Raw genomic sequence first — 12,440 nt, forward strand, 5'->3', positions numbered from 1 at the left:
CTAAAAGCGAAAAAATAAAAAAAGTTCATAAAAATTTTGTGGGAATAAAAAAAGTATTTATCTTTGCACCCGCTTTGAAAGGCTTACGGTGTATAGCTAATAGCAATTAGCCAATAGCTAAAAGCAAAAAATAAAAAAACTTTCAAAAAGTTTTGGTGGTTTAAAAAAAAGTATTACTTTTGCACCCGCAAATGCAACGAGCTTCTGAAGGGGAGGTGCGTTGCTAAAATGAATAAGACGCATAGTTCATTGATATATTGTTGACAGCACAAAAAAGATTTAAAGAATTAATCCTAGAGTCAATTACTTTATTTGGTTATAATATTAAAGATTTTAACGATGAAGAGTTTGATCCTGGCTCAGGATGAACGCTAGCGGCAGGCCTAACACATGCAAGTCGAGGGGTAGAGTGCTTCGGCACTTGAGACCGGCGTACGGGTGCGTAACGCGTGTACAATCTACCTTTTGCTAAGGGATAGCCCGAAGAAATTTGGATTAATACCTTATAGTATTATTGGATGGCATCATTTAATAATTAAAGCTACGGTGGCAAAAGATGAGTACGCGTCCCATTAGCTAGTTGGAGTGGTAACGGCACACCAAGGCTACGATGGGTAGGGGTTCTGAGAGGGATGTCCCCCACACTGGTACTGAGACACGGACCAGACTCCTACGGGAGGCAGCAGTGAGGAATATTGGACAATGGTCGGAAGACTGATCCAGCCATGCCGCGTGCAGGATGACGGCCTTATGGGTTGTAAACTGCTTTTGTATGGGAAGAATAAGATTTACGTGTAGATTGATGACGGTACCATACGAATAAGCATCGGCTAACTCCGTGCCAGCAGCCGCGGTAATACGGAGGATGCGAGCGTTATCCGGAATCATTGGGTTTAAAGGGTCCGTAGGCGGGCTTATAAGTCAGAGGTGAAAGCACTGAGCTCAACTGAGTAACTGCCTTTGAAACTGTAGGTCTTGAATGGTTGTGAAGTAGCTGGAATGTGTAGTGTAGCGGTGAAATGCATAGATATTACACAGAACACCGATTGCGAAGGCATGTTACTAACAACTTATTGACGCTGATGGACGAAAGCGTGGGGAGCGAACAGGATTAGATACCCTGGTAGTCCACGCTGTAAACGATGGATACTAGCTGTTTGGTAGTAATATTGAGTGGCTAAGCGAAAGTGATAAGTATCCCACCTGGGGAGTACGCACGCAAGTGTGAAACTCAAAGGAATTGACGGGGGCCCGCACAAGCGGTGGAGCATGTGGTTTAATTCGATGATACGCGAGGAACCTTACCAAGGTTTAAATGGGAAACGACGTATCTAGAGATAGATATTTCTTCGGACGTTTTTCAAGGTGCTGCATGGTTGTCGTCAGCTCGTGCCGTGAGGTGTCAGGTTAAGTCCTATAACGAGCGCAACCCCTGCTGTTAGTTGCTAGCGAGTGAAGTCGAGCACTCTAACGGGACTGCCGGTGCAAACCGTGAGGAAGGTGGGGATGACGTCAAATCATCACGGCCCTTACATCTTGGGCTACACACGTGCTACAATGGCCGGTACAGAGAGCAGCCACTGCGTGAGCAGGAGCGAATCTATAAAGCCGGTCACAGTTCGGATCGGAGTCTGCAACTCGACTCCGTGAAGCTGGAATCGCTAGTAATCGGATATCAGCCATGATCCGGTGAATACGTTCCCGGGCCTTGTACACACCGCCCGTCAAGCCATGGAAGCTGGGGGTACCTGAAGTCGGTTGCCGCAAGGAGCTGCCTAGGGTAAAACTAGTGACTGGGGCTAAGTCGTAACAAGGTAGCCGTACCGGAAGGTGCGGCTGGAACACCTCCTTTCTAGAGACGATCCAAATGGAGAGTTGTTAGGGATTTTCTTTAAATCTTGTGCAGTCGATAAAAAAAGATGCAGTCTCATAGCTCAGCTGGTTAGAGCGCTACACTGATAATGTAGAGGTCGGCAGTTCGAGTCTGCCTGGGACTACAAAGGCTGATAGCTATTAGCTAAATGCTAAAAAGTTCATAGAAATAGAATGAAAGGAAATTTTAGAGGTTGTTGCTTTTAAGATAGGTAAGAGTTTTGGGATTGATATAAACTATTCCCTATTGCCTAACCCCTAATACCTGTATAAAAAGGGGAATTAGCTCAGCTGGCTAGAGCGCCTGCCTTGCACGCAGGAGGTCAAGGGTTCGACTCCCTTATTCTCCACAGGGAAAAGGATAAAGGATAAAGTAAAAAGGATAAAAAACTTCAAACTTTTAACTTTACACTTTAAACTTTCGAAAGGTTCATTGACATATTGGGATAAAAAACACGAGAGATCAAATAAGATTGATTAAATCGAGAAAAAAATAAAAGAATCAAAGAGAACGAGGTATGCTTTACTTGAAGTAAAGCAACTACAAGCGCAATAAGTTATGTAAGGGCGTATGGGGGATGCCTAGGCTCTCAGAGGCGAAGAAGGACGTGATAAGCTGCGAAAAGCTGCGGGGATTGGCACATACGAATAGATCCGCAGATATCCGAATGGGGCAACCCACTAGTTTGAAGGACTAGTATCCTTATAAAGGAGGCGAACCCGCTGAACTGAAACATCTAAGTAGGCGGAGGAGAAGAAAACAAAAGTGATTCCGAGAGTAGTGGCGAGCGAAATTGGAACAGCCCAAACCCATGTTGTTACGGCAATATGGGGGTTGTAGGACCCGATGTTGGTTGTTAAATGGAACCGGAAGTGTTTGGAAAGATACGCCATAGAGTGTGATAGTCACGTATGGGTAACGTTTAATAAATCATAGGGAAATCCTGAGTAGGGCGGGGCACGTGGAACCCTGTCTGAATCTGCCGGGACCATCCGGTAAGGCTAAATACTCCTGAGAGACCGATAGTGAACCAGTACCGTGAGGGAAAGGTGAAAAGAACCGTGAATAACGGAGTGAAATAGACCCTGAAACCATACGCTTACAAGCGGTCGGAGCCCTTTTGGGTGACGGCGTGCCTTTTGCATAATGAGCCTACGAGTTACTTTTACCAGCGAGGATAAGTATTTCAGATACGAATTCGTAGCGAAAGCGAGTCTTAATAGGGCGATATAGTTGGTAGTAGTAGACGCGAAACCTGGTGATCTACCCATGGGCAGGTTGAAGCGCTGGTAACACAGCGTGGAGGACCGAACCGGTTGTCGTTGAAAAGACTTCGGATGACCTGTGGGTAGGGGTGAAAGGCCAATCAAACTGGGAAATAGCTCGTACTCCCCGAAATGTATTTAGGTACAGCGTCGTATATAGTTTATTAGAGGTAGAGCTACTGATTGGATGCGGGGGTTTCACCGCCTACCAATTCCTGACAAACTCCGAATGCTAATAAATGTTTTGCGGCAGTGAGGGCATGGGTGCTAAGGTCCATGTCCGAGAGGGAAAGAACCCGGACCATCAGCTAAGGTCCCCAAATATATGCTAAGTTGACCAAACGCGGTCTGACTGCACTGACAGCTAGGATGTTGGCTTGGAAGCAGCCATACATTTAAAGAGTGCGTAACAGCTCACTAGTCGAGCGGTCGGGCATGGATAATACTCGGGCATAAGCATATTACCGAAGCTATGGACTTAATAAATTAAGTGGTAGGGGAGCATTCTAATGGCGTTGAAGGTGAACTGTGAGGTTTGCTGGAGCGATTAGAAAAGAAAATGTAGGCATAAGTAACGATAAGGCAGGCGAGAAACCTGCCCGCCGAAAGATCAAGGTTTCCTCAGCTATGCTAATCAGCTGAGGGTTAGTCGGGGCCTAACGCGAATCCGAATTGGAGTAGTGGATGGACCACAGGTTAATATTCCTGTACTTTCATAACGATAGAAGTGACGGAATGAGGTAAGCTCTGCGTACTGACGGAATAGTACGTTGAAGGTGCTGTTATGGCATTGATAGTACACTAAGGCTTCGGCTGCGGTGATAATGAGCAGATAACGTTTCCAAGAAAAGCGAGTTATGAAACCCGTACCGTAAACCGACACAGGTGATTGGGATGAGAATTCTAAGGCGCTCGAGAGATTCATGGCTAAGGAACTAGGCAAAATAGACCTGTAACTTCGGGAGAAAGGTCGCCTCCCTCCGGGGAGGCCGCAGTGAAAAGGTCCAGGCGACTGTTTATCAAAAACACAGGACTCTGCTAAATTGAAAGATGACGTATAGGGTCTGACACCTGCCCGGTGCTGGAAGGTTAAGAGGAGATGTTAGTTTCGGCGAAGCATTGAATTGAAGCCCCAGTAAACGGCGGCCGTAACTATAACGGTCCTAAGGTAGCGAAATTCCTTGTCGGGTAAGTTCCGACCTGCACGAATGGTGTAACGATCTGGACACTGTCTCAGCCATGAGCTCGGTGAAATTGTAGTATCGGTGAAGATGCCGATTACCCGCAGTGGGACGAAAAGACCCTGTGCACCTTTACTATATCTTCGTATTGGTCTTGGATAAGTGATGCGTAGGATAGGTGGGAGACTTAGAAGCGGCTATTCCGGTAGTTGTGGAGTCGTTGTTGAAATACCACCCTTTGCTTATCTGAGGTCTAACTCCGCATAGAGTGGAGGACAATTCGTGGAGGGTAGTTTGACTGGGGTGGTCGCCTCCAAAAGCGTAACGGAGGCTTCTAAAGGTTCCCTCAGCACGCTTGGTAACCGTGCGTAGAGTGCAATGGTATAAGGGAGCTTGACTGAGAGACTAACAAGTCGATCAGGTACGAAAGTAGAGCATAGTGATCCGGTGGTTCCGTATGGAAGGGCCATCGCTCAAAGGATAAAAGGTACGCCGGGGATAACAGGCTGATCTCCCCCAAGAGCTCACATCGACGGGGGGGTTTGGCACCTCGATGTCGGCTCGTCACATCCTGGGGCTGGAGAAGGTCCCAAGGGTTGGGCTGTTCGCCCATTAAAGTGGCACGCGAGCTGGGTTCAGAACGTCGTGAGACAGTTCGGTCTCTATCTACTGTGGGCGTTAGAAATTTGCGTGGTGCTGACTCTAGTACGAGAGGACCGAGTTGGACCAACCTCTGGTGTATCAGTTGTTCCGCCAGGAGCATGGCTGAGTAGCTACGTTGGGAAGGGATAAGTGCTGAAAGCATATAAGTACGAAACCCGCCACAAGATGAGATTTCTTTTAAGGGTCGTGGGAGATGACCACGTTGATAGGTTACAGGTGTAACGGCAGTAATGTCATAGCCGAGTAATACTAATAACCCGTAGACTTATTGCGTCGCAGATTCTTTTGTGCTGATAGCTTATGGCAGTTGGCGGATAATTAGAACGTGTTTTTTATCCTAGTATGTTAACATATTATAGTGGAAGTATGGCTAATGCCTGTTGCCTAATGGCTCTTCCCTAAAGACTTAAGGTGGTTATAGCGAAAGGTCTCACCTCTTACCATTCCGAACAGAGCAGTTAAACCTTTTAGCGCAGATGGTACTACGCAAGTGGGAGAGTATGTCGCCGCCTTCTTTAAGTTAAAACTCCAATCAGAGATGATTGGAGTTTTTTTGTTTTTTAAGGGGGGTAGAGTGTTTCTGCGGCCGCACACTACCTTCTTTTAGAAACTTCAAGAGGAATCTTGAGGTTTTTTGTTTTTTTGAGGGTTAAGATTACTAACAAAAGAAAGGTTGGGGATAGTTTAGGGTCGAGATTGTTTTTTATAGAGTTGATAGGAGAATTAATTTAGAAAAGTCAATTTTAATCTGTGAGATTTTTCATACTTTTGTGAAGATAATTTACAGAATTAATAACCAAACTAACCACTTATGAATAAATACTTTTTTTTCGGACTGTGTTTTTTTGCTTTCTTTGTAGGAAAAGCCCAAGAGATTAAACCAGATCCCATTTTTGAGAATCCTTCTGTGCAAGAGGAAAATCGATTACCAATGCGTTCAACTTATTTTGCATTTGAAAATAATCAAGTAAGCCAAAAAGAGAAATCAAATCGTTTTGTGGATTTGAACGGTGTCTGGAAATTCTTCTTTAATGAGGATGTTCGTAATGCTCCTAAAGATTTTGAAAGTGTAAATTTTGATGATTCCAAATGGGATAATTTCAAAGTACCTGCCAATTGGGAATTTAACGGTTACGGAACGCCTATTTATGTCAATCATCCGTTTGAGTTTGCAGTGAAAAACCCAAATCCTCCTATTATTCCCAGAGATAAAACGCAACCAGTTGGTATTTACCGTCGTACGTTTGATTTACCTGCTAATTGGGAAAATCAGGAAGTATTTCTGCATTTAGGAGCAGTAAAATCAGCTTTTCGTTTGTATGTAAATGGAAAATATGTAGGATTAGGCAAGGACAGCAAGTTGGAATCGGAGTTTAATCTTACAAATTTTGTTCAAAAAGGGAAAAACACAATTGCTATTGAGGTTCGTCGTTGGAACGATGGGAGCTACCTTGAAGCACAGGATTATTGGCGAATAAGTGGTATTCAACGCAATGTGTATCTGTATGCACGCCCAAAAGTACACTTGTACGATATTTTTATAAAATCGGGATTGATTAATAATTATACGGACGGAACACTTGAAGTAACGTTGGAAGTTTTTAATCAAACTCCTCAAGACAAGGGAGATACCAAAATCAAGATGACTTTAACGGATTCGGAGGGCAATGTTGTGTATAACCAAACGCAGCGAGCTATCGGATTGAAGCGTCTTAACGGGAAAACAGTAATGCGATTCGAAGGGAAAATTCCGAATGTAAAACCTTGGTCGGCAGAGATTCCTAATCTGTATAAACTTTCAACTGAAGTTATAGCTTCAAACGGAGAGCTTTTGGAAGTGGTTCATCAGAATGTAGGTTTCCGAAGTTTGGAAATCAAAAATGCTCAGTTTTTGGTAAATGGAAAAGCAGTTCATTTTAAAGGAGTTAATCGTCACGAATCACATCCCGAAACACATCACGTGATGACCAAAGAGCAAATGGAAAATGATATCCGAATAATGAAGGAGCTCAATATGAATGCTGTGAGACTGTCACATTATCCGAACGCCCCTTATTTTTATGAGTTATGTGATAAATACGGTTTTTATGTTATTGATGAAGCCAATATCGAATCACACGGAATGTACTATGACCCTGAAAGAACGTTAGGAAACGACCCGTCTTGGGAATATGCCCATCGCATTCGTATTGAACGAATGGTACAACGTGATAAAAATCATCCTTCTGTAATTGCTTGGAGCTTAGGCAATGAAGCAGGAAACGGCTGGAATTTCTACAAAGCATACTTATGGCTCAAAGGCTTCGACACTACTCGACCTGTGCAATACGAACGTTCTACAACCGAATGGAATACGGATATGATAGTTCCGCAGTATCCCGACCCGGATTATATGGTAAAATATGCTACCGACAATCCGCAGCGTCCGTATATAATGAGTGAATACGCTCACGCAATGGGTAACAGTATGGGAAATTTCAAGGAATATTGGGAACTGATTGAAGATGAACGTTATCCATCATTGCAAGGAGGTTACATTTGGGATTGGGTTGACCAAGGAATTTACAAAACCGTGAACGGAAAACGTATTTTTGGTTACGGAGGCGATTGGGGAGATAAGAACACACCCAGCGACAATAATTTCTTAATCAATGGGGTTATCCGAGCGGACAGAACTTGGAATCCGCACGCTTATGAGGTTCGTAAAGTACATCAGGAAGTGAAATTTACACTAAACGAAGCCAAAAACGAAGTCAATGTCTTCAATAAATATTTCTTCAGAGACTTGTCAAACTACGTTTTTACGGCTCAATTACTCAAAAATGGAACTTCCGTGGAGACTTTAAACCTCGGGACGTTCAACGTTCCTCCACGGCAATCGGTTAATGTGCCTATTCATTTCAAAATGAAGACAGACCACAAAAATGAATACCGATTATTAGTGCAAGGGCACATCATCAATGCGGAAGGACGTATGAAAGCAGGAACTTTTCTTGCAGAAGAAGAATTTTCACTGACAGAGCCTATTGAAAGCAAATTCGTTTCACAGTCTTCGGCGATTGAATTGACAGAATCGGCAAATAATTTTACTTTGAAGAATAAAACGTTTTCAATTTCGTTTGACAAAGCAACGGGACGCTTCTTCGATTATTCTGTTAATAAAACACAATTGATAGAAAAAGGTCCGGAGTTTTCATTATTCCGTCCGTTGAACGATAATGACTTTGGAGCGGGACTCAACCAAAGTGCGGACTATTTGAAGAACCCGAAATTGAAATTAATTTCGTTAACTCCTCTGAAAAATATCGATAATAGCTACCAAATTACAGCAAAATACACACTTTTGAACGGAGATGCTTCTCTGGTGCAGGTTTATACCATAAATTCTGACGGAGAAATACGTGTAGAAAATCAATTTAAGGCAGAAAAAGGTGAACATCTGCTTTTGTTACGCATCGGAAATGATTTGGAATTGCCCAAATCGTTTGAAAATTTCACTTGGTACGGGCGTGGTCCTTGGGAAAGTTATGCCGACCGTAAGTACAGTGCGTCGGTGGGCTTATATAAAGGCTCGGTAAAGGAGCAATATCATCCGTATGTGCGTCCGCAAGAGTCCGGAAATAAAACCGATGTGCGTTGGGCGAGTGTAACTAACAAAAAAGGAAAAGGCTTCCGTATTGATTACCAAGATGAATTGCTGAACGTCTCGGCATTACCTTACCGATGGGAGCAATTGTACCCTTCTTCCCAAAAAGGACAGGAACATTCCGAGCTTTTGGAGGAAGACAAGTCCAATCACTTGCGTATTGACCATAAGCAAATGGGCGTAGGCGGAATCGACAGTTGGCACGCTCTTCCGTTACAAAAATATCGAATTCCGTTTAAGGATTATTCGTACAGTTACGTAATACGACCTTTATAACACGTAAAAATGATAAATGTAAAAGACTGATTTTAGATAATCAGTCTTTTTTTTGTGAATATTGGAAACCCCGAATCCTCAAATCGTTTGTTTTTTACCTTCGCCTATTTGGTTGAAGTGTCAAACTGTTTGTTTTTTACTTTCGCCTATTTGGTTGAAGCGTCAAAACACTCGTTTTCTATCTTTGCCTATTTGGTTGAAGTGTCAAACCGATGTTTTTTACCTTCACCTACTTGGTTGAAGCATCAAACCATTCGTTTTCTGTCTTTGCCTGATTGGTTAAAGTATCAAACTACTCGTTTTCTATCTTCGCCTATTTGGTTGAAGCATCAAACTGCTTGTTTTCTATCTTCGCCTATTTGGTTGAAATGTCAAACTGCTTGTTTTTTACTTTCACCTATTTGGTTGAAGTATCAAAACGCTTGTTTTCTATCTTCGCCTATTTGGTTGAAGTGTCAAACCGCTTGTTTTTTATCTTCGCCTATTTGGTTGAAGTATCAAAACACTTGTTTTCTATCTTCGCCTGATTGGTTGAAGTGTTAAATCGCTTGTTTTATGCTTTCGCCTACTTGGTTGAAGCATCAAACTGCTTATTTTTTATCTTTGCTTAATTTCAGCTAACTCACTTTAAATTGCCGAGTTTTAAAATCCTCCTTTGAAGAGAGGAAGCCTGTGAAAACAGGGTATGTGAGGAAGGACGGAGGATGTTTTCTTAAGATTTACATCCCCCTTCCCCCTTCAAAGGGGGAATTAGTACGACAAATTATTTCAAGTTAGCTATAGTTGAAGCATCAAATCGTTTGTTTTTTGTCTTCGCTTAATTTCAGCTAACTTACTTTAAATTGCCGAGTTTTAAAATCCTCCTTTGAAGAGAGGAAGCCTGTGAAAACAGGGTATGTGAGGAAGGACGGAGGATGTTTTCTTAAGATTTACATCCCCCTTCCCCCTTCAAAGGGGGAATTAGTACGACAAATTATTTCAAGTTAGCTATAGTTGAAGCATCAAACTGCTTATTTTTTATCTTCGCCTGATTCATTGAAATAATAAAATAAAAAGGGAGTGCTTTTATAAACACTCCCAAAGGGTAAAGATAAAGATATTATAAGGGATTAGAAATCTGTAAGATATGGAAAATATAGTAAACGAATTGTATTAACTTCTACTACGTTCTTCTGCATTGCCACCCTCTCTTTTTTGTACCGAAATTTTGCTGTTTCCGAACTTATAGGTAAGAGAAAGACGTATGTAACGCGTGTCGTAGTACTGGCGATAACTTTCCTTAATACCTTGTTTTTCAATATGAGAGGTAAAAGTCATTGCCTCAGTTTTGAAAATATCATTCACGTAAAGGGCAAGAGTTAATTTTTTGTCGAAAGCTAAATACTTAATACCTAAATCCAAACTTGAAGACTCCGAAACCCTTCTCGTGCCACTATCCCACGGAAATTGATAGAAATACGATACATTTGCTTGTAAAGTTTTGCTTTCATTGAGCATAAAAGTATTCTGCAAGTTTTGATAGCCTCCCCAACTTATCATTTTATCGGGGAATACATCTACATAAGGTCTTGCATCTTCATAAGTTGCTCCCATATATGCTGAAACTTCCCACCACCAAAACAAACTTTTGTTGATATTCACCGAAGCACTCCATCGATTGGTATTGGCAAAATTCTCCCATCGGATTTGAGTTTCTTCCAAATCAGGATTGTGATATGTGATTTGAGTTCGGCTGTCTTCTATGTCAGTATATGATAATTGAAGTGTTAGCCAATGTTTATAGGAATAGTTGAGTGTAGCTCCTAATGAATAGGAAGATTGTAAAAACGGATTTCCTACTACGTATGATTTCGGATTTAGATAGTTTCTCCCTGGGTTAAGCGAAAAGAATTGCGGACGAAAAATACGGCGGTTTACACTTGCCGAAATGTTGTGATTCTCATTGATTTTGTATTGCACGTACAGAGTCGGGAAAAGTTTAAAGAAATTTCGTTTGTGCGTTTGGTTATCAGAGACTGAGACACCTTTCGTAATGGTATTTTCGCCTCGAATGCCTGCTTTTACGCTCCATTTCTTTCCGAAAGATTTCGCCCAATCGGTATAAAGTGCCTGCGTATCCTCCGTATAGAGAAAATGGTCGTTGTGAGCAAGGGTTTGCACTTGTTTTTCATCACGAAAGTCTGATTGAGCAATATTATCGGTCTGTGTTCGGGCAATTTTCGCTCCAAAAGAAAGATTTCCCCACGAAACGGGCATTTCCACATCGGTTTTGAAAGAATAATTATCGATTTGTTGCATTGATAGAGAATTTCCAAACAATTTTGGTTGCGTATTGAGCTGATAATTATAGAAAATAGTGTTTAAATCATCATTTCTATCTTTTTTATAATGGAAATAATCAGCATCGATGGTAAGTTTGGCTCCTTTCTCTCCGATTTTCTGCAAGAAATTCACATTTACGGATAAATTTTGTGTGTTTTCAGGTTTGGCTTGACGTGTGATATATTCTTTCATTAGTTTTGGGTTGTTATACAAATACGCACGATTTGCCGCCAAGCTATTGCTGATATTTTCTGAAAAACTTCCCATAAATTGCATCCCAAGTATGCTTTTTTCGGTTAGGTCGTAGTTTAAATTTAGAAGAGGCGACCAAGTTTTTGCTTTTCTTTTGGTTTCCAACCGATTTACCCAATATTCTTTCGGATACCAAAAATGTACATCATTCTCGTAGTACTGCTTATCGTCTGCATACCCCAAGTCAGCCAAAGCGGAGAACTTATTTTTTCGGTACGAAAAGTTTACGCCACCGCGTGATTTCCCTTCAATTCCTTGTTGGTAAGAAGTCCGCAGAGTGGTGTTCCAATTATTTTCTTTGGCTTTTTTCAGTACGATATTGATGAGCCCTGCATTACCTTCGGCGTCGTATTTGGAAGGCGGTGTGGTGATGACTTCAATCTTTTGGATATTGTCGGACGCTATGGATTTCAGGAAGTTGGTAAGTTCTTCCCCCGAAAGTTGCATTATTTTATCGTTGACCATCACCCGAACGCCACTTTTCCCAACGATGGAAATATCCTCATTATGAACCTGCACTCCTGGTGTGGATTTTAGCACATCGAGGGCGTCTCCACCGCTTGCCTGCACGGAGTTTTCCACGTTGAATACAAGTCTGTCTACTTTTTGTTCCACGAGTTTTTTCCTGCCTTCAACGGTTACGGCTTCTATTTCAATGGCTTGATTGATTTGCATAACACCCAAATCGGTATTTTGGGAAACGGAAATGTTTTTGGAAAGAAATTCGGTGCCGAATTGTTCCAAAATGAGAGTGTAATCGCCTTTCGGGATTTTCACCAAAAATTTTCCCGAAGCATCGGTAATGGCTCCCTGTACGGCTTTGTCGTCTTTTTTCAGGAGAACGTTTATAAACTCGGCGGGCTTTTGTTGTTGGTTTTGTACCACCCCCGAAAGAATAACTTCTTGGGCGAAAAAGTTTGTTGCCCATAGCATCGTTAATACATAAAATACGCTTCTCATAT

General features: G+C 42.1%; 3 protein-coding genes, 2 tRNA genes and 3 rRNA genes. 7 read left to right on the plus strand and 1 reads right to left on the minus strand.

Features of this window, described 5'->3' with window-relative positions:
* The first annotated feature begins 336 nt into the window (after positions 1-336).
* The 7 genes from CGC58_RS08530 to CGC58_RS08560 all read left to right on the plus strand — a co-directional run bounded on the left by CGC58_RS08530 (position 337) and on the right by CGC58_RS08560 (position 9,447).
* Positions 337-1,852: ribosomal RNA gene (locus tag CGC58_RS08530) — 16S ribosomal RNA — on the plus strand.
* Between the two features lie 71 nt (positions 1,853-1,923).
* Positions 1,924-1,997 (plus strand) — tRNA-Ile (locus tag CGC58_RS08535).
* Between the two features lie 151 nt (positions 1,998-2,148).
* A tRNA-Ala gene (locus tag CGC58_RS08540) sits at positions 2,149-2,222 on the plus strand.
* A 200-nt stretch (positions 2,223-2,422) separates the two neighbouring features.
* Positions 2,423-5,255 (plus strand): 23S ribosomal RNA (locus CGC58_RS08545).
* A gap of 134 nt (positions 5,256-5,389) precedes the next feature.
* A 5S ribosomal RNA gene (rrf, locus tag CGC58_RS08550) occupies positions 5,390-5,497 on the plus strand.
* The 16S, 23S and 5S rRNA genes sit together here with 2 tRNA genes alongside, the layout of an rRNA operon.
* Positions 5,498-5,793: 296 nt before the next feature.
* Positions 5,794-8,904, plus strand: a complete 3,111-nt coding sequence (locus tag CGC58_RS08555; protein ID WP_095896340.1) for a glycoside hydrolase family 2 TIM barrel-domain containing protein — start codon at positions 5,794-5,796, stop codon at positions 8,902-8,904.
* A gap of 54 nt (positions 8,905-8,958) precedes the next feature.
* A complete protein-coding gene (locus tag CGC58_RS08560; protein ID WP_095896341.1) occupies positions 8,959-9,447 on the plus strand; it encodes a hypothetical protein in 489 nt (162 codons plus the stop codon).
* A 609-nt stretch (positions 9,448-10,056) separates the two neighbouring features.
* On the opposite strand, the gene CGC58_RS08565 is transcribed toward CGC58_RS08560, so the two are convergent.
* Positions 10,057-12,438, minus strand: a complete 2,382-nt coding sequence (locus CGC58_RS08565; RefSeq protein ID WP_095896342.1) for an outer membrane beta-barrel family protein — start codon at positions 12,436-12,438, stop codon at positions 10,057-10,059.
* Positions 12,439-12,440: the final 2 nt, after the last annotated feature.

It is taken from the genome of Capnocytophaga stomatis, assembly GCF_002302635.1.
GTDB lineage: Bacteria > Bacteroidota > Bacteroidia > Flavobacteriales > Flavobacteriaceae > Capnocytophaga > Capnocytophaga stomatis.